The sequence below is a fragment of the Bradyrhizobium sp. DN3 genome, from assembly GCF_041357655.1.
Taxonomy (GTDB): domain Bacteria; phylum Pseudomonadota; class Alphaproteobacteria; order Rhizobiales; family Xanthobacteraceae; genus Bradyrhizobium.
The window spans coordinates 88,223-106,288 of sequence record NZ_JAULLN010000018.1 but is presented as its reverse complement, the minus strand read 5'-3'; the positions used below and the strand labels follow the sequence as shown (position 1 = coordinate 106,288).

The 18,066-nt window shown below is 63.8% G+C and carries 14 protein-coding genes; 8 read left to right on the top strand and 6 right to left on the bottom strand.

Going from position 1 to position 18,066, the window contains the following annotated elements; all coding sequences use genetic code 11:
* Window positions 1-16 precede the first annotated feature (16 nt).
* The 6 genes from rho (at window position 17) to AAE027_RS25245 (ending at window position 8,043) form a co-directional block, all read left to right on the top strand.
* Window positions 17-1,282 carry a transcription termination factor Rho gene (gene rho / locus AAE027_RS25270; RefSeq protein ID WP_091882608.1) on the top strand — a complete coding sequence of 422 codons (1,266 nt, stop codon included), beginning with the start codon at window positions 17-19 and terminating at the stop codon, window positions 1,280-1,282.
* Between the two features lie 314 nt (window positions 1,283-1,596).
* On the top strand, window positions 1,597-2,952 hold the full coding sequence (gene mnmE / locus AAE027_RS25265) for a tRNA uridine-5-carboxymethylaminomethyl(34) synthesis GTPase MnmE (protein ID WP_370989022.1): 1,356 nt from the start codon (window positions 1,597-1,599) through the stop codon (window positions 2,950-2,952).
* 487 nt (window positions 2,953-3,439) lie between these two features.
* Window positions 3,440-5,320, top strand: a complete 1,881-nt coding sequence (mnmG, locus tag AAE027_RS25260) for a tRNA uridine-5-carboxymethylaminomethyl(34) synthesis enzyme MnmG (RefSeq protein ID WP_370989023.1) — start codon at window positions 3,440-3,442, stop codon at window positions 5,318-5,320.
* Window positions 5,321-5,461: 141 nt separating this feature from the next.
* A complete protein-coding gene (gene rsmG / locus AAE027_RS25255) occupies window positions 5,462-6,103 on the top strand; it encodes a 16S rRNA (guanine(527)-N(7))-methyltransferase RsmG (RefSeq protein WP_370989095.1) in 642 nt (213 codons plus the stop codon).
* 32 nt (window positions 6,104-6,135) lie between these two features.
* Entirely contained in the window at window positions 6,136-7,002 is an 867-nt protein-coding gene (locus AAE027_RS25250) for a ParA family protein (RefSeq protein ID WP_370989024.1), read from the top strand.
* A gap of 156 nt (window positions 7,003-7,158) precedes the next feature.
* A complete protein-coding gene (locus tag AAE027_RS25245; protein ID WP_370989025.1) occupies window positions 7,159-8,043 on the top strand; it encodes a ParB/RepB/Spo0J family partition protein in 885 nt (294 codons plus the stop codon).
* Between the two features lie 293 nt (window positions 8,044-8,336).
* Here the strand turns inward: AAE027_RS25245 and holA are convergent, their stop codons facing one another.
* From holA to leuS, 3 genes are all read right to left on the bottom strand, one after another.
* Window positions 8,337-9,365: a DNA polymerase III subunit delta gene (holA, locus tag AAE027_RS25240; protein ID WP_370989026.1), complete on the bottom strand. Its 1,029-nt coding sequence runs from the start codon at window positions 9,363-9,365 to the stop codon at window positions 8,337-8,339.
* Window positions 9,366-9,494: 129 nt separating this feature from the next.
* Window positions 9,495-10,046 carry an LPS assembly lipoprotein LptE gene (lptE, locus tag AAE027_RS25235; RefSeq protein ID WP_091882635.1) on the bottom strand — a complete coding sequence of 184 codons (552 nt, stop codon included), beginning with the start codon at window positions 10,044-10,046 and terminating at the stop codon, window positions 9,495-9,497.
* Window positions 10,033-12,657, bottom strand: coding sequence for a leucine--tRNA ligase (leuS, locus tag AAE027_RS25230; RefSeq protein WP_370989027.1), 2,625 nt, complete (start codon window positions 12,655-12,657; stop codon window positions 10,033-10,035). Before leuS ends, lptE begins: the two co-directional genes overlap by 14 nt.
* Window positions 12,658-12,851: 194 nt before the next feature.
* Between leuS and AAE027_RS25225 the strand changes: the two genes are divergently transcribed.
* Window positions 12,852-13,898, top strand: a complete 1,047-nt coding sequence (locus AAE027_RS25225) for a GGDEF domain-containing protein (protein WP_370989028.1) — start codon at window positions 12,852-12,854, stop codon at window positions 13,896-13,898.
* Between the two features lie 99 nt (window positions 13,899-13,997).
* On the opposite strand, the gene AAE027_RS25220 is transcribed toward AAE027_RS25225, so the two are convergent.
* Window positions 13,998-15,701, bottom strand: coding sequence for a diguanylate cyclase domain-containing protein (locus AAE027_RS25220; RefSeq protein WP_370989029.1), 1,704 nt, complete (start codon window positions 15,699-15,701; stop codon window positions 13,998-14,000).
* Window positions 15,702-15,808: 107 nt separating this feature from the next.
* On the opposite strand from AAE027_RS25220, the gene AAE027_RS25215 reads away from it, so the two are divergent.
* Entirely contained in the window at window positions 15,809-16,498 is a 690-nt protein-coding gene (locus AAE027_RS25215) for a YggS family pyridoxal phosphate-dependent enzyme (RefSeq protein ID WP_370989096.1), read from the top strand.
* A 144-nt stretch (window positions 16,499-16,642) separates the two neighbouring features.
* Here AAE027_RS25215 and AAE027_RS25210 read toward each other — a convergent pair whose 3' ends face one another.
* Window positions 16,643-17,428 carry a 2-keto-4-pentenoate hydratase gene (locus AAE027_RS25210; RefSeq protein ID WP_370989030.1) on the bottom strand — a complete coding sequence of 262 codons (786 nt, stop codon included), beginning with the start codon at window positions 17,426-17,428 and terminating at the stop codon, window positions 16,643-16,645.
* Window positions 17,429-17,434: 6 nt separating this feature from the next.
* Entirely contained in the window at window positions 17,435-18,004 is a 570-nt protein-coding gene (locus AAE027_RS25205) for a L,D-transpeptidase family protein (protein WP_370989031.1), read from the bottom strand.
* Window positions 18,005-18,066 lie beyond the last annotated feature (62 nt).

Below are 18,066 nucleotides of genomic sequence, written 5' to 3'. Positions count from 1 at the left end.
CCACAGGACCACCCCAATGCGGGAAATTAAACTCCAGGACCTCAAGTCGAAAACCCCGGCCGAGCTCGTCTCGTTCGCGGAAGAGAAAGGGGTCGAGAACGCCAGCACCCTGCGCAAGCAGGAGCTGCTGTTCGCCATCCTCAAGCAGCTCTCGATTCAGGAAACCGACATCGTCGGTGAGGGCGTTGTCGAGGTGCTCTCCGACGGCTTCGGCTTTCTTCGCTCGCCCGATGCGAATTACTTGCCAGGCCCTGACGACATCTATGTTTCGCCCTCGCAGATCCGCCGTTTTGGCTTGCGCACCGGCGACACCATCGAGGGCCATATTCGCAGCCCGAAAGAGGGCGAGCGCTATTTCGCGTTGCTGAAGGTCAACACGCTCAATTTCGAGGACCCGGAAAAGGCCAAGCACAAGGTCAATTTCGATAACCTCACGCCGCTGTTTCCGAATCAGCGCTTCCGCATGGAGATCGACGATCCCACGCGCAAGGATCTCTCTGCACGCGTGATCGACATCGTCGCGCCCATCGGAAAGGGCCAGCGCGCGCTGATCGTCGCGCCGCCGCGCACCGGTAAAACCGTGCTGATGCAGAACATCGCGCACTCGATCACCGCGAATCACCCGGACTGCTATCTGATCGTGCTCCTGATCGACGAGCGTCCGGAAGAAGTCACGGACATGCAGCGTTCGGTGAAGGGCGAGGTGGTGTCCTCGACCTTCGACGAGCCGGCGGTGCGCCACGTTCAGGTCGCCGAGATGGTGATCGAGAAGGCCAAGCGCCTGGTCGAGCATGGCCGCGACGTCGTGATCCTGCTCGATTCGATCACCCGACTGGGGCGCGCCTACAACACCGTGGTGCCGTCATCCGGCAAGGTGCTGACCGGCGGTGTTGATGCCAACGCGCTCCAGCGCCCGAAGCGCTTCTTCGGTGCCGCCCGTAACATCGAGGAGGGCGGCTCGCTGACCATCATCGCGACCGCGCTGGTCGATACCGGCAGCCGCATGGACGAAGTCATCTTCGAAGAGTTCAAGGGCACCGGTAACTCGGAGCTGATCCTGGACCGCAAGGTCTCGGACAAGCGCACCTTCCCGGCGATCGACATCTCGCGCTCCGGCACCCGCAAGGAGGAGCTCATCACCGATCCGCAGGTGCTCAAGAAAATGTACGTGCTCCGCCGCATCCTCAACCCGATGGGCACCATGGATGCGATCGACTTCCTGCTCGACAAGCTGCGCTCGACGAAGAGCAATTCTGAGTTCTTCGACTCGATGAACACTTGAATGCAGTGCAGCGAAAAGTGGAGGGCGCCTTCGGGCGCCCTTTTTCATTGTGCAGCTTTGCTGCGGCGAATTGCAGCAGATTAGCGGCCCTCTCGCTCGACCCCGATTTTCGGTTAAGCCTTTGACAGAATACAATAAGATTGAATCTGGTTGAGCCTGCTGGGCCTGAGCGGCTGGATCCTGCAGCAAAATTGCCGCAGTTTTATTGCATCGCAATATAATCCTTTGCTGCGGGACTTGGCGCAGCAAAACTAGGCCACTTGGCGTTCGAAATGGTGGATTTGCCTTTTCTTCCGCAGCCGGACAAATAGGCCATGCATCCGCAAGACCAGACCATCTTTGCGCTGTCGTCCGGCCGTCCGCCGAGCGCGATTGCGATGGTGCGCGTCTCCGGGCCGCAGGCCGGCGTGGTGTTGACGACGCTGACGGGTACGCTGCCTGCGCCGCGGCAGGCCAGCCGCCGATTGCTCCGTGACGGTATGGGCCAACCGATCGACGACGCAGTCGTGCTCTGGTTTCCGGGACCGGCAAGCGCGACCGGCGAGGACGTCGCCGAATTCCACGTCCATGGCGGACGTGCGGTGCTCTCGGCGCTTCTCGCATCTATTTCTGATATACCGAATGCGCGGGCGGCCGAGCCTGGTGAGTTCACGCGGCGCGCGTTCGAGAACGGCAAGCTCGACCTCACCGAGGCCGAGGGCCTCGACGATCTCATCCACGCCGACACCGACCGCCAGCGGCGTCAGGCGCTGCGCCAATTGCAAGGCCTGCTCGGCCATCGCGCGCGCGATTGGCGTGAGCGCATCATCGAGGCTTCTGCCCTGATCGAAGCCGGCATCGATTTCTCGGACGAGGGCGATGTGCCTGCCGAGCTCCTGGCGCCGGCCATCAAGGCGATCCGAGCGCTGCATGGTGAAATTGCGGAAGTCCTTGCGGCACAGGGACAAGCTGAACGTCTGCGCGATGGCCTAGTGGTTGCGATCGCCGGCGAGCCGAATGTCGGCAAGTCGACGCTGATGAATCAACTCGCCCGCCGCGAGGTCGCGATCGTCTCGCCGCACGCCGGCACCACACGCGATGTGATCGAGGTGCAGCTCGATCTCGACGGATACCCCGTGACGGTGATCGACACCGCCGGCATTCGCGAGACCGATGACCCGGTCGAGCAAGAGGGCGTGCGCCGGGCACGGGCCAGGGCCGAAGACGCAGATCTCGTACTGTGGCTGGTGGAGGGATCGCAGGCCATCGATCCCGACGCGACGCGGTCGCTGTGGAAGGCCGGCGATGACGATCGGACCGTTGGCTCGGTCTGGATCGTGCGCAACAAGATCGATCTCGGTGGGGTGGGGGAAGCCGGGCGGCGCGGCGAGTTCGGGATCTCGGCGAGCCGGGGCGATGGCATCCCTCAGCTGGTCGACGGGCTCGTGACATTTGCGTCTGAATTCTTTGGGACCAGCGAGGGCGCATTGGTGACCCGCGCGCGCCAACGCGACCTGTTGCGCCAAGCGGCAGACAGCTTGCGCCGGAGCCTGGAGCTAGTAGAAGAGGGCGAGGAGCTCGCCGCGGAGGAACTGCGTGCCGCCGCCTACGCCCTAGGCCGGTTGCTGGGCCGGGTGGATGTCGAAGACGTTCTTGGGGCCATCTTCCAGAAATTCTGTATCGGAAAGTAGTGCTAGTTCTTCATTGTAGGACTAGCATTTGTTCCATTTCTTGCGTTTCACGTGAAACGGCGGGGGGACCGTTTCCACGTGAAACAGGTTTCGGCCTTAGCCCTCTTCAATTAAGCCCGAAGACAATGACGGCCGGGAGCCGGAAAAACCTAGCGCTCAATCTCGCCATGCTTCGATCCCCGGGCATTTAAACAGGGAGCAAGAGCAACGCCCCGCCCGTCATTGCGAGCGCAGCGAAGCAATCCAGCGTCTCTCCGCGGAGGCAGACTGGATTGCTTCGTCGCAAGGGCTCCTCGCAATGACGGCTTTGCAATCCCCACCCCATCGAAGCGCTCTCGTTTCACGTGAAACAACTGTCGTTCAACGCCCTTTCTACTGTGCATGGGGTTGTTTTCACGGAATCGCTTTCGCCTTCCCCACCGTTTCACGTGAAACATCCGCCAGTTTCCGCTTCCGGCTTCTCCGCCTCTGAGCTAGAAGTCCGCTCATGCGAACAGAGCGAGAGAGTTTCGACGTCATCGTCATTGGCGGCGGTCACGCCGGCTGTGAAGCCGCGGCTGCTGCTGCGCGGATGAGTGCAACGACAGCTCTGGTGACGCACCGTTTCTCCACCGTCGGCGCCATGTCCTGCAACCCCGCCATTGGCGGCCTCGGCAAGGGCCATCTGGTCCGCGAAGTCGATGCTCTCGATGGTCTGATGGGCCGGGTCAGCGACGCCGGCGGCATCCAATTTCGCGTCCTCAATCGCCGCAAGGGTCCGGCTGTCCGTGGTCCTCGCGCTCAGGCCGACCGGAAGCTCTATGCGGCCGCGATGCAGGCCGCGATCAGGGAAACCGAGGGTCTTTCCGTCATCGAGGGTGAGGCTGACGAGCTGATCGTGGTGGAAGGCCGGGTCACCGGTCTGCGCCTGGCTGATGGCCGGCAGCTTCGGGCAGGGGCGATTGTCGTCACCACCGGCACCTTCCTGCGCGGTCTGATCCATCTCGGCGAGAAGAATTGGCCCGCCGGTCGTGTGGGCGAGGCGCCGGCGATGGGCCTGTCCAGCTCCTTTGAGCGCGCCGGCTTTACTCTCGGACGGCTGAAGACGGGGACTCCACCCCGTCTGGACGGCACCACGATCGATTGGTCGGCGGTCGAAATGCAGCCCGGAGACGAACCACCGGAGCCGTTCTCAGTGATGACGGAGCGGATCACGACCCCGCAGATCCAGTGCGGGATCACCCGGACCACCTCGGCGACCCATGAGGTGATCCGCGCCAATGTCCATCGCTCCCCGATGTACTCCGGCCAGATCAAGAGCTCCGGTCCGCGCTATTGTCCGTCGATCGAGGACAAGATCGTCCGCTTCGGCGACCGTGATGGCCATCAGATCTTCTTGGAGCCGGAAGGGCTCGACGACACGACTGTCTATCCCAACGGCATCTCGACCTCACTCCCCGAAGAGGTTCAGCTTGCGATCCTCGCCAGCATTCCGGGCCTGGAGCGGGTGAAGATGGTCCGTCCGGGCTATGCCATCGAATACGACCACATCGATCCCCGGGAGCTCGATCCGACCCTCCAGACCAAGCGTCTGCGCGGTCTGTTCCTGGCAGGGCAGATCAATGGCACCACCGGATACGAAGAGGCCGCCGGGCAGGGCATCGTGGCCGGGTTGAACGCCGCGCTCTCGGCGAGCGGGGCCGCGCTGATCGTGTTCGACCGGGCGGATGGCTATCTCGGTGTGATGATCGACGACCTCGTCACGCGCGGGATTAGCGAGCCCTATCGGATGTTCACCTCCCGGGCCGAATACCGGCTGACGCTGCGGGCCGACAACGCCGACCAGCGTCTGACCGAGAAGGGCATCGCCTTGGGGTGTGTCGGCACTGCCAGGATGCAGCACCATCGCGCCAAGATGGATGCCCTGAACGCAGCCCGGACGCTCTCGAAGTCGCTCGCGATTACCCCGAACGAGGCGATCAAGCACGGACTGTCCCTGAACCGCGATGGCCAGCGCCGGTCCGCCTTCGAGCTGATGGCGTATCCAGATATTGGCTGGAGGCAGGTCCGCGCGATCTGGCCGGAGCTGTCCGCGATCGACCCTGTCATCGCCGCCCACCTCGAGATCGACGCCAAATACGACGTCTATCTGGAGCGCCAGAGCGCCGATGTCGACGCATTCCGGCGCGACGAGGGGATGGTGTTGACTGAGGTCGACTACCAGCAGGTCCCCGGTCTCTCCAACGAGGTGCGGGCCAAGCTGGAAAAGGCTCGGCCGTTCACGGTCGGCCAGGCCGGTCGGATCGATGGGATGACGCCGGCGGCGCTCGGCATTCTCGCTGCCTATCTGCGGCGGGAGGCACGGAAGACCTCAAAGGCGATCGCATAGGCGTTTCACGTGAAACATCGCGGGCCGGGAGGCGGCAGATCGTCATCAAGAAAATCCGCGGCGGGTGAGGGCGCCGGTGGTCGACCCGAACCGAGGCCGACCAGACCGAAGATCGACAAGGCCAGCGCCACCGATCAATCACTGGACGCGGTCATCGCTGCCGACAAGATCGCGGCGCTCAAGCTCGCGCCCGTTTCACATGAAACGGAGGACCGGCTCGATCGCTACATCGCCTTGCTCCGGGAGTGGCAGGCCAAGACCAACCTCGTCGCGCCCTCGACGCTACCGCACCTTTGGACCCGGCACATCGCCGACTCGCTTCAGCTCGTGGATCTCGCACCGGCGGCAAAACGCTGGGCCGATCTCGGCAGCGGCGGTGGCTTCCCGGGCGTCGTGCTCGCCTGCGCCATGGCCGGGACGCCGGATGCCCGCGTCCATCTCGTCGAGCGAATCGCCAAGAAGGCCGCATTCCTGCGCGAGGCGATTCGCGTCACCACATCTCCGGGGCTCGTACATCTCGCTGAGATCGGGGATAATGTGGATAGAATCACCGGCCCCGTCGATTGCGTCACCGCGCGCGCGTTGGCTCCGCTACATCAACTTATCGGCTTTGCGGAGCCGCTGATGCGCCAGGGCGCAAAGGCGTTGTTTCTCAAAGGTCAAGATGTAGAGGCTGAATTGACCGAAGCCGCTAAATATTGGAATATTCAGACTCAGCTCCATCCAAGCCGCACCGGTGACGGGTGGATCGTGGAACTGACGTCCGTCGAACGGCGCGGGTGAGGCGTTCAGGGGCCTGAGTGGGGGAATTTGCGATGAGCGTGATTGACGAGCCGCAGCAAGAACAGGACGCCCAAGAGACCAACGAGGTACCGCATGGCCACCCGCGCATCCTAGCGCTGGCGAATCAGAAGGGCGGCGTGGGAAAAACAACCACAGCGATCAACCTCGGCACGGCGCTCGCTGCGATCGGTGAACGTGTCCTGATCGTCGATCTCGACCCGCAGGGCAACGCCTCGACCGGCCTCGGCATCGATCGCCGCAGCCGTTCCTGCTCCACGTATGACGTGCTGGTCGGCGAAGCCGCCTTGCGCGAGGCGGTGGTCTCGACCGCGGTGCCCCGGCTGCACATCGCACCCTCGACCATGGATCTCTCAGGCCTCGAGCTCGAGCTCGGCACCACGCCCGGCCGCGCCTTCAAGCTGCGCGACGCCATCGGCGCGCTCAACAACAACGTCTCGCCGGACGCCGACTACACCTATGTGCTGATCGACTGCCCGCCCTCGCTCAACCTGCTCACGGTGAATGCGATGGCGGCGTCCGATGCGATCCTGGTGCCGCTGCAATGCGAGTTCTTCGCGCTGGAAGGTCTGTCGCAATTGCTGCAAACGGTCGAGCAGGTGCGCTCGACGCTCAACCCGAACCTGTCGATCCACGGCATCGTGCTGACCATGTTCGACTCGCGCAACAACCTCTCGAACCAGGTCGTTGCCGACGTCCGCCAGTTCATGGGCGAGAAAGTCTACAAGACCATGATCCCGCGCAACGTGCGCATCTCGGAAGCGCCGTCCTACGGCAAGCCGGTGCTGGTCTACGATCTTAAATGCGTCGGCAGCGAAGCGTATTTGCGGCTCGCCACCGAAGTGATCCAGCGCGAGCGCGAGCTGCGCATGACGCATTGACGCTGCCGTAGGGTGGGCAAAGCGGAGCGTGCCCACCAAAACCATTCGATTGAAAGATGGTGGGCACGGCGCGAAGACGCGCCTTTGCCCACCCTACGATCGAGAGTCTGAAATTCAGTTCTGGAGTGCTGCACCGTGAATCCAAGGGAGCTGGCGATGGCCGACGAAGCGCGTTCGCGACTGGGCCGAGGTCTTGCGAGTCTGATCGGTGATGTCGGCGGCGAGGCTCAGCATGTCGATCGTCCGCGCGCGCAGCGCAAGGTGCCGATCGAATTCATCAAGGCCAATCCGCGCAACCCGCGCCGTACCTTTTCAGAGGCCGAGCTCAAGGAGCTCTCCGACTCCATCAAGCAGCATGGCGTGATCCAGCCGATCGTGGTGCGACCGGTGAAGGGCGCACAGGACCGCTACGAGATCATCGCCGGCGAACGGCGCTGGCGCGCTTCGCAAATGGCCGGCCTGCACGAAGTGCCGATCGTGCCGGTCGACATCAGCGACAGCGACGCGCTCGAGTTCGCGATCGTCGAGAACGTGCAGCGCGAAGACCTCAACCCGATGGAAGAGGCGCAGGGCTATCACGCGCTCGCCAACGAGTTCAAACGCAGCCAGGACGACATCGCAAGAGTCGTCGGCAAGAGCCGCAGCCACGTCGCCAACATGATGCGGCTGACGAAGCTTCCGGCGGAGGTGCAGGCCTTCATCGCGACCGGCGAACTGACGGCCGGCCATGCCCGCGCGCTGATCGGCGTGCCCGATCCGCTCGCGGCCGCCAAGCGCATCGTTGAGGAGGGTCTCAACGTCCGTCAGGCCGAGGCGCTCGCGCACGAGGAGGGCGTGCCTGAGCGCAAGCCGCAGAAGGCGCGCACTGGGACGAAGGAAAAGGACCCTGATACGATCGATCTCGAAAAGCGCGTCAGCGACGCACTCGGGCTCAAGGTCACGGTCAATCACCGCGATCCCGGCGGCTCCGTGCAGATCAACTACCGCAACCTCGATCAGCTCGACGAGGTGATGAAGCGGCTGGCGAAGGGCGGGCTCTGAACTATCCTCGATGTCGTCCTGGCGAAAGCCAGGACCCATACCGCGTGATCTATCGATAGGATATCAAGGCCAATACCGCCCACCAAATTACTCGCGGTGGCAATGGGTCCTGGCCTTCGCCAGGACGACAGTTGCGTGTGTGGCGCGCGTCTACATCAATCACGTCATTGCGAGCGAAGCGAAGCAATCCAGAATCTTTCCGCGGAAGGATTCTGGATTGCTTCGTCGCAAGTGCTCCTCGCAATGACGGTGCTGAGAGAGCTGCGCTCGCAATGACGTGGTGAGAGCCGCGCTTACCCCCGCCGCTTCGCATTCGCGGCGATCGCCATCAGCGTGCGCTGGGCGATGGCGGCGGCAAGGGTGGATTGCTTGCGGGTCTCGAGCGCGGCTGTCGCGAGCTGCTCGATGATGAGGGCAAGCCGGGCCGGGCTGAAATTGCGCAGCGCCGTTTCGACCGCGGGCTTTCGCGAGAAGTGCAGCCGTGGAAAGCCGCCGTCGAGCACGGCTGAGGCCGGCGTGCCGTCGGCAATCGCGAGCGCCGATTTGTGCAGCCATGCGGCCTGACGCTGTGCGGCGGAGATGATCACGCCGGGATAGGTGCCGGCGATCATGGCCTTGGCGAATTCGGTCTCGACGATGTCGGGCCGGCCGGCGAAGGCGCCGTCGACGATGGGATCGAGCTTCAACTCGGAGGCATCGGCGACCACGGACATCACGTCGTCCAGCGTGATCTCGCCTTTGCCATGGGCATAGAGCGTGAGCTTGCGCAGCTCGTTGCGCGAGGCCTGACGGTCGCCGCCGAGGAACGACATCAGCGCCGCGCGGGCATCCTGCGCGATACGCAAATTGGCGATGCGGAGCTCGTCCTCCATCAGCTTGGCGAGGTCGCGCTCGGTGTCGGGGTAGCAGCCGATCGCGACCGCCGTCTTGGCGCGCTCACAGGCTTTGCGCAGCGGCGATTCCGGGCGCAGCTCGCCGGCCTCGATCACGATGCGGCAATCTTTCACGCTCATCTCGGCCAGGGTGTCGATGCCGCTGGCAAAGCTGCGCGAGCCGGCGCGGATGCGGATGGCGCGGCGGCCGCCGAACAGCGGCACGGTCATGGCCTCGTCGACGAGGCGGGACGGCTCGGCGGAGAGCTCGTCGCCATCGAGCTTGACCAGTGAGAATGGATCGTTGGGATCGTCGACGGCGGATGCGATCAGCGCATCGGCGCGCTCGCGCACGAGGCCCGCGTCAGGACCGTAGAGCAGGATGATCGGGCGGCCCGCATCGGGGCGGGCGAGGAAGGCGTCGATCTCTTTTCCGCGCAGCGCGACCATGGCCTAGATCGTCATTCCGGAGCGCGCGTAGCGCTAACTACGGTGTGCAATTGCGCACCAGAGAAACCAGAGGTTGGGAACCGAGATTCCGGGTTCTCGCTTCGCGAGCCCCGGAATGACAGGAATGAATTAGGTGCCCGCGGTGAAGAACGAGGCGAGCCGGGTCGTGATGTTCTCGGCGATCTCGTTGGCGGCACGATCCTCGGCGTCGCGATAGGCCCGGTTGCGCGCGAAGCGCTGGTAGGAGCCGGGCATGTCGTAGGACACACGCGAGAAGGTGGTGCCGGTCATCACCGATTTGCCGGTGACGACCTCGATCAGATTGTACTGGGCGTCGATGCCGTAATTCTCGCTGGTCGGCAGTCCGGTCGCGGCGCTGACGATCAGCGAGGAGCGGGTGGATGTGAAGCGGATCTCCAGGCGGTGCGTCGGTGGCATGCCCGTGGCGGTGCCGTAGAGCTTGAAGGCCAGGGCATTGCGGACCTCAACGCCAACGCGCGCCTCGCGCGAGGCGTTCGGCTTGGCGATCGGCGGCAGCTCGACCCCCATCAGCTTCTCGCGCAGGCCGGGAGTGCCGTCGTTACGCTCGGCATACATCGGCTGGAAGCAGCCGGCCGTCAGCGCCGCCAGGGCGGCGACCGCCAGCAAGCGGGCTGCGATGCGGATCCTAGCCGACAACATTCACGATCCTCTTGGGGACGATGATCACCTTGCGGACGGGCTTGCCGTCCAGGGCCAGCTTTACCGCATCGAGGGCCAAAACGGCAGCCTCGATTTCCGGATTCTGGGCCACTGTTGCAACTGTGACCTCACCCCGCTTCTTGCCGTTGACCTGGACCACCAGGGTCACGCTGTCTTCAACCAGCAAATCGCGTTCGATTTGGGGCCAATTGGCCTCTGAAACCAGCCCGCTCTGGCCCAAGGCCTGCCAGCACTCCTCGGCCAGATGCGGCATCATCGGGGAGAACAGCTGGACCAGGATCTGGCCGGCCTCCCGGATCGCCCAGGCCAGGTCCGCGGCGGGCTGGCCGGGGCGCTGGAGCACCTCGGACAGGGCATTGGCGAATTCGCGGATATGGGCGAGGCAGACGTTGAAGTGCAGCCGCTCGATGCCGGTCGTGACCTTGTCCAGGGCGCCATGGGCGGCCTTGCGCAAGGCGGTCGCATCCGTCCCGAACGAAGCCGGCCGGGCCGCCGGCGCCTCCTTGCCGAGTTCCTTGGCATCGTTCACCAGCCGCCACAACCGCTGCACGAAGCGCGATGCGCCCTGGACGCGCTCGTCGCTCCAGATCACGTCGCGGTCGGGTGGGGAGTCCGACAGCATGAACCAGCGCGCGACGTCGGCGCCGTAGGTCTCGATGATGTCGTCGGGATCGACCGTGTTCTTCTTCGACTTCGACATCTTCTCGATCGGGCCGATCTGGATGTCTTCGCCGGTCGCGAGCAGCGTGGCGCGGCGACCATTGCCGCCGACCTCGACCTTGACCTCGGCCGGCTGCACATAGGTGCCGTCGGCCTTCTGGTAGGTCTCGTGCACCACCATGCCCTGGGTGAACTGGCCGGCGAACGGCTCGTCCAGCGCAATGTGCCCGGTCGCCTTCATCGCGCGGGTGAAGAAGCGCGCGTAGAGCAAATGCAGGATCGCATGCTCGACACCGCCAATATACCAATCGACCGGCATCAGCCGATCGACCACTGACCGCGTGGTCGGCGCCTTCTCGTTCCAGGGATCGGTGAAGCGCGCAAAGTACCAGGACGAATCCACGAAGGTGTCCATGGTGTCGGTCTCACGCTGCGCCTTGCCGCCGCATTTCGGGCAGGTGACGTGCTTCCAGGTCGGGTGATGATCGAGCGCGTTGCCGGGCTTGTCGAAGGTCGCATCCTCCGGCAGCGTCACCGGCAAATCGGCATCCGGCACCGGCACCACATCGCATTTCGGGCAATGAATGACGGGAATCGGGCAGCCCCAATAGCGCTGGCGCGAAATGCCCCAGTCGCGCAGGCGGAAATTGACCTGCCGCTCGCCGACCGCCGCATTGCCGCGCAGCTCGCCTTCCAGCCGCTTCGCCACCTCTTCCTTGGCCTGATCGATCGTCATGCCGTCGAGGAAGCGCGAATTGATGATGCGGCCGTCACCGTCATAGGCGGTGTCGGTGATGACGAATGTCTTCGGATCCTGCCCTTCGGGGCAGACCACCGGCGTGTTGCCGAGATTGTACTTGTTGACGAAGTCGAGGTCGCGCTGGTCATGCGCCGGGCAGCCGAAGATCGCGCCGGTGCCATATTCCATCAGCACGAAATTGGCGACATAGACCGGCAGCTTCCAGGAGGGATCGAACGGGTGCACCGCGCGGATGCCGGTGTCAAAGCCCTGCTTCTCCGCGGTGTCGATGACCTCCTGCGCGGTGCCGATCTTCTTGATCTCGGTGATGAACTCCGCAAGCTCAGGGTTCTTCGCGGCGGCCGCCTGCGCCAACGGATGATCCGCCGAGATCGCCATGAACTTCGCGCCGAACAGCGTGTCGGGCCGTGTCGTGAAAATCTTCAGCTCGTTCTCGCCGGCCGGCGTCGTTGCCGCATCCAGCGCGAAGCGGATCAACAGGCCTTCGGAGCGGCCGATCCAGTTGCGCTGCATCAGCCGCACCTTGTCGGGCCAGCGGTCGAGCCCATCCAGCGCGGACAGCAGCTCCTGCGAGTACTTCGTGATCTTGAAGACCCACTGGTTCATCTCGCGCTGCTCGACGACAGCGCCGGAACGCCAGCCGCGGCCGTCGATCACCTGCTCGTTGGCGAGCACGGTCATGTCGACGGGATCCCAGTTCACCTTGCGCTTCTCGCGCTCGGCAAGCCCTTCGCGCAGGAAGTCCAGAAACATCTTCTGCTGGTGCTTGTAGTAGGAGGGATCGCAGGTCGCGATCTCTCTGGACCAGTCCAGCGACAGCCCGATCGAGCGGAGCTGCTTCTTCATCGCGGCGATGTTGTCGTAGGTCCAGGCTTTCGGCGCGACCTTGCGCTCGATCGCCGCGTTCTCGGCCGGCAGGCCGAAGGCGTCCCAGCCCATCGGATGCAGCACGTTGAACCCCTTGGCGCGCTTGAAGCGGGCCAGCACGTCGCCGAGCGTGTAATTGCGGACATGGCCGATATGGATGCGCCCGGACGGGTAGGGGAACATCTCGAGGACGTAGTATTTCGGCCGCGAATCGTCGTTTCGGGAGACGAAGATCGCCTGTTCGTCCCAGAGGCGTTGCCAGCGCGGTTCGGCGTCGCGGGCGTTGTAGCGTTCGGAGGTCATGGAATCGTTGGCTTTTCGTGGTTCGGCCGGCTTAAAGACGGCGGACTAGGCCATAGAAGTCCGCAAGGGGTCAATGGGTTGCCGCAATCTGGGGAACCTTCCGAGCTGCTCCGCAAAAATACCGAGGCCGCCGTTGGGGTGTGATTAAGGGGTCGATGCGAAGTTGCGGCCGCCAACGACCCCCAAAACTTGCGATGGATTCCAGCTTCGACGATCCCGATTACGACTATGCCGCGTCCATTGCCGGACGGGCGATGCGGAGCATGGCCGAGCAGCGGATTGCGCCGACCCCGGCCAATTTTGCCGTCTGGTTCCAATATCTCGCTGGCAGCCAAGACGATCTGCGCAACGCGATCGATCTCCTGATCGACCACAACCGTCCCTTCGACAGCAGAACCAATCAGGATCTGTTCGAGACCTACATCGCTCCGCAGGTCAGTGCCATCGTCGTCCGCACCTCCGAGCGACTGCATTCTCTCATGGGTGCGGCAAAGGAGTTTCTGACGACGGCCATCGCCGACAACCATTCGCAGATGCAGGCGATCAGCGAGGTCGCGGACCAAGGCAAGGCCGGCGTCGATCCGAAGGCGCTGGTCGCCCAGCTCATGAACGAGCTCGCCCGCGCCGCCACCCGCGCGACACGGCTTGAGGCAGGCTTTGCGGAAAAGACCCGCGAGCTCGACGTGATCCGTGATTCGCTGTCGAGGTCCGAGCAGCGCGCCCGGACCGACACGCTGACGGGGCTGGCGAATCGGCGGGCGCTCGACGAATTCCTGCGCAAGGCGCAGACGACCGCGGAATGGGGCGAGCCGCTCAGCGTGCTCTTGCTCGACATCGACCACTTCAAGACCTTCAACGACAATTTCGGCCATGGCATCGGCGACCAGGTGTTGCGCCTGATCGCCAAGGTGTTGCGCGAAAAGGTTCGCGAGCAGGATCTGCCGGCCCGCTATGGCGGCGAGGAGCTGATCGCGGTGCTGCCGGATGCCGACCTTGCCGCCTCTGCCGAGACCGCCGAGCGCATCAGGCGCGCGATCGCCGAATGCAGGATCACGCGTCGTTCGACCGGTGAGATCCTGCCCAATATCAGCGTGTCGATCGGCGTCGCGCAATACCGGACCGGCGAAGCGATCACCGATCTCATCGAGCGCTGTGACCGCGCGCTCTATCTCGCCAAGGGCGGTGGCCGCAATCGCGTGGTGACCGAGATCGAGCTCGAGCGCGCGGGAGCGGCGGGCTAGAGCATTATCGGTTCTGATTGTATCAGAACCGAAGCTCTAGATTCTTGTTTTGACGCGTTTTCTTCACGCGAACCGGTATCCACTTCGCTCGAAAACGCTCTAGCCGTTAGCCGCCATCATCACGTCAGTCGTGCCGGTCTCGATCGCCTGCACGCCGTGCTCGACGACGTTGTTGCGGCCGCGATGCTTGGCGGCATAGAGCGCGGCGTCGGCGGCTTCGATGAGATCACCGGGGCGCAGTGTCTCGTTTGGCTTCGTCGCAGCAACGCCGATCGAGACTGTGACGATCATATGCGCGGAGGTGATGTGCGGCAGGCAGAGTTTCAGCACGGCCGCGCGCACCAATTCGCCGATTTCGACGGCGCGGGGCACGTCGGTGTTCGGCAGCAGCAGGCAGAATTCCTCGCCGCCATAGCGTGCCGCAAAGCCCATCGTGTCGGCGGCAATGCCGGACAGCGATTCGCCGAGCCGGGTCAGGCAGGAATCGCCTTCGAGATGGCCATAGGTGTCGTTGAAGAGCTTGAAGTGATCGACGTCGATCATCAGAAGCGCGAGCTCGCTGCCATATTGCTGCGCGCGCATCCATTCGAAATCGAGCCGGCTCTGGAAGCCGCGGCGGTTGGCGAGGCCGGACAGCATGTCGATCGAGGCCATCACCGTCAGGCGGTCGTTGCTCGCGATCAGCTCGCGCTCGCGCTGGCTCAATTGCGCAGCCATCGCATTGAACGCGCGGGCCAGCGGCACGAACTCGGCGGGCAGGCGACTGCGCGCCGCCCGTGCCGACAGATCGCCTTCGCCGAGACGCTTGGCCATGTCGGCCAGCATCTCGATCGGCTTGATCACCAGTTTCTCGGCGGCGATCAGCGCGCCGAGCAGGACGAACACGACGACGAAGGCGAATTGGAGATAGGCGGTGCGGATGTCGCGGCTCACGGCCGCAGATACCTTGTCCTCGTCGATGCTGGCGATCAGGCGCGCGTTGGTGCCGGCGATGCGGATGTAGCTGACCGCGCGGCGGGAGCCGTCAGCAGCAAGAAAGGACAGCGCGCCTTCGTCCTGGTCCGACCGCAATGCCCTGTCGGCGATCGCCGACATCAGCGGCATGTTGTCGAGGGGACGGCCGACCGCGCTGTGCTGGTCGGCCGGCGCGGCCAGCACGGTGCCGGCGCTGTCGACCAGCACGGCGGTAATGCCGGCGCGGCCGCCGAGATTGCTCATGACCTTCGACATCCAGTCGAGATTGACGGTGGCGAGCACGACGGCATCCGGGACGCCGCTGAATGCGGACACCGGATAAACCGCCATGACGGTCGGCGTCGGCGCAGGCCGGGACAGGATGAAGTCGCTCAACACGAAGCGGCCGGTTTGCTGTGCCTGCAGAAAGTAAGGCCGGTCACTGAGGTCGAGGCCGACATACATGTTGTTGGTGGCGCACTGGATGCGACCGTCCTGGCCGGCGATCAGAAGCGTGCGGATCCAGGGCAGGCTGGACGGCAGGCTAGCGCGCAGCACGTCGCAGCTCTTGCTGATGCCGCCGGCGGACGCCCGGATGAAGGCCTCCGATTTCAGGATGGTCTCGACCGACGAGATCACTTCGCGCTGCGCATCGGCGCTGTGCCTTGCGACGGTGGTGAATTCAGCGGCGGCCTGCGCGATCTGTCGCGCGCGCGTGCCTTCGAGCGAACGGATGCGCTCAAGCATCAAGGGGGCCACCAGAATCACCGCGAGCAACGCCAGCCGCGCCCGGATTCCGAGAACCTGCTTGAGTTTCGCTCGTTTGCGGTTGAGACTGACGCTTGCCATTTCGCTACCCACCCCATGGGCCAAGGTAAAGCGAAGGGTTCAAAAACTCTTTCTTGAACTCGGTAAAATTGGACTTACCTCGGTTACGACCACAACCAATCGACGTCATGACAGAAGCCAATGCCACGCCGGTAACCGGCCATTCACCAAACGCGCTCGCCGCAGTCGAAGCCGAAATTGCACGCGCCTGCAAGGATGCGCAGCGTGATCGCGCCTCCGTGACGCTGATCGCGGTGTCCAAGACTTTCGCCGCGGATGCGATTACCCCGGTCATCACCGCCGGACAGCGTGTATTCGGCGAGAATCGGGTGCAGGAGGCCAAAGCCAAGTGGCCTGCGTTAACGTCTGTTTACTCCGACATCGCGCTGCATCTGATCGGGCCGCTGCAATCCAACAAGGCGAAAGAGGCGGTCGCGCTGTTCGATGCCATCCATTCGGTCGACCGTCCGAGCATTTGCCAAGCGTTAGCCAAGGAAATCGAATCCCAGAACAAGCACCCGCAACTCTTCGTCCAGATCAACACCGGCGAGGAGCCGCAGAAGGCCGGCGTCGCGCCTGGCGAGGCCGATGCTTTCCTGGCGAGCTGCCGCGACACCTATGGGCTGACGATTTCCGGCCTGATGTGCATCCCGCCCGTCGACGAACCGCCGGCGGCGCACTTTGCTCTCACGGCCAAGATCGCGGCTCGCAATGGATTGAAGAACCTGTCGATGGGTATGAGCGCGGATTTTGCGACCGCGATCATGCTCGGCGCCACCCATGTGCGCGTGGGAAGCGCGATCTTCGGGCACAGGTGAGAGCCGTTAGCGAAGAACGCGCCCAGCAACCGTCATCGATTTCGTCATTGCGAGCGAAGCGAAGCAATCCAGAATCTTTCCGCGGAGGGATTCTGGATTGCTTCGTCGCAAGGGCTCCTCGCAATGACAGCGGAGCGTGTGCGCCTACACAAACCCCACCGACACCTTCCCCAGCACACCGAAATCCACCGCAAAATGATCGCCGGCTTTAATCGGCAGCGGCGGATGGCACGTGCCTGTGGTCACCACCTCCCCTGCCCGCAAGGTGATGCCGAGCCCGCGAAGCTCGTTGGCAAGCCAGGCCAGTGCGGCGCGGGGATCGCCGAGCACGTTCCTGCCGTGACCGACATATCGCTGGCCACGTAGCGTGATCTCCGGCCGCTCCTCGACGAGATCCAGTGCGCGCCAATCCGCAGTCGTCGGCGCGCCCAGCACGAACAGATGCGCACAGGCATTGTCGGCGATGAGCTGCGCCTCGCCGGCGCTGGCGAAATCGGTAAAGCGCGAATCGGGAATTTCGATTGCGGGATGGAAGGTGTCTACGGCGGCGAGGATCTCGTCGACAGTGTACTGCACCGCGCGCGGCGGTAGATCGCGCCCCATGCGGAAGGCGAATTCCGGCTCGCCGACGCGCATCTCGTTGCCCTGCATCGACGCGGTGCCGCCATCGGCGATCACGGTGTCGCTCATGATGCGGCCGGCCAGCGGTCCCGTGACGTTGATGTGCTTCTGTCCGGACTCGCTCGTTGCCGCGATCTTCCAGCCGAATAATTTTCCGCCCGATTGCGTTTCGAGCGCGGCCTGGATGGCATAGCCATCAGCGCGGCTCTGCGGCCGCAACTGGGCATCCAGCGCTTCAAGCTTGGTGCCGTCGCGCCAATGCTTCACCAGGACTTGCGATGCGGCGGCGATCTGATCCTTGTCGAGCATGCGTCTTCACCCGATGATGATTCTTGTTCTTGGTCCCAGCCGTCGCAGCAATTGTAGCATCGCAGATTTCGTCATGGAGACGCAGCCTGCGGTCGGGCCGAAATTGTCGCGGGCGAGGTGCAAGAACACCGCGCTGCCGCGGCCGGCGATCCGCGGCCTGGTGTTGTGGTCGATCTCGATGATGAAATCGTAGAGGTGGTCGGCGCGCTTGAGCCGGTCCCCGCCCTGCCCCTCGCCGAGCCGGATACCTTGGTTGTAATGACGGTCTTTGGGGTCCTCGCACCAGGCGTCTTGGCCGGTGATGATCCGGGCCGGCAAGAACGTCTGCGGGCGGCTGTGCCGGTCGCTCCGCCACCACAATCGCCTGGGACGGAAGCTGCCGCGCGGGGTGCCGCCGTCGCCCTCGTGCTTGTTGGCGAGAATGCCGCCTCGCCCCAACGCCACCGGTATCGTCAGTGCTCCGGCCGTCAGCCAGCCCCGGCGCGGATTACCGGCAGCTGGCTTAACGCGGATCGCGGACAGCGGCCTGGCCCTTCGATTCTGGGTGTAACTAGCTGACGCAGCTTTGTTTTTCATGTGAACATGCGATGTCGAATTCATTACAGGACATTCATCAAAACGCCCTGCTATTCTGGGTT

Excerpts from the sequence above, each read along its gene's own strand:
- lptE (WP_091882635.1), bottom strand. The coding sequence starts at position 10,046 with ATGTTGTCGGCTAGGATCCGCATCGCAGCCCGCTTGCTGGCGGTCGCC.
- rho (WP_091882608.1), top strand. The coding sequence starts at position 17 with ATGCGGGAAATTAAACTCCAGGACCTCAAGTCGAAAACCCCGGCCGAG.
- AAE027_RS25205 (WP_370989031.1), bottom strand. The coding sequence starts at position 18,004 with ATGAAAAACAAAGCTGCGTCAGCTAGTTACACCCAGAATCGAAGGGCC.
- leuS (WP_370989027.1), bottom strand. The coding sequence starts at position 12,657 with ATGACCTCCGAACGCTACAACGCCCGCGACGCCGAACCGCGCTGGCAA.
- AAE027_RS25210 (WP_370989030.1), bottom strand. The coding sequence starts at position 17,428 with ATGCTCGACAAGGATCAGATCGCCGCCGCATCGCAAGTCCTGGTGAAG.
- mnmG (WP_370989023.1), top strand. The coding sequence starts at position 3,440 with ATGCGAACAGAGCGAGAGAGTTTCGACGTCATCGTCATTGGCGGCGGT.
- AAE027_RS25225 (WP_370989028.1), top strand. The coding sequence starts at position 12,852 with ATGGATTCCAGCTTCGACGATCCCGATTACGACTATGCCGCGTCCATT.
- mnmE (WP_370989022.1), top strand. The coding sequence starts at position 1,597 with ATGCATCCGCAAGACCAGACCATCTTTGCGCTGTCGTCCGGCCGTCCG.
- AAE027_RS25250 (WP_370989024.1), top strand. The coding sequence starts at position 6,136 with ATGAGCGTGATTGACGAGCCGCAGCAAGAACAGGACGCCCAAGAGACC.
- holA (WP_370989026.1), bottom strand. The coding sequence starts at position 9,365 with ATGGTCGCGCTGCGCGGAAAAGAGATCGACGCCTTCCTCGCCCGCCCC.
- AAE027_RS25220 (WP_370989029.1), bottom strand. The coding sequence starts at position 15,701 with ATGGCAAGCGTCAGTCTCAACCGCAAACGAGCGAAACTCAAGCAGGTT.
- AAE027_RS25245 (WP_370989025.1), top strand. The coding sequence starts at position 7,159 with ATGGCCGACGAAGCGCGTTCGCGACTGGGCCGAGGTCTTGCGAGTCTG.
- AAE027_RS25215 (WP_370989096.1), top strand. The coding sequence starts at position 15,809 with ATGACAGAAGCCAATGCCACGCCGGTAACCGGCCATTCACCAAACGCG.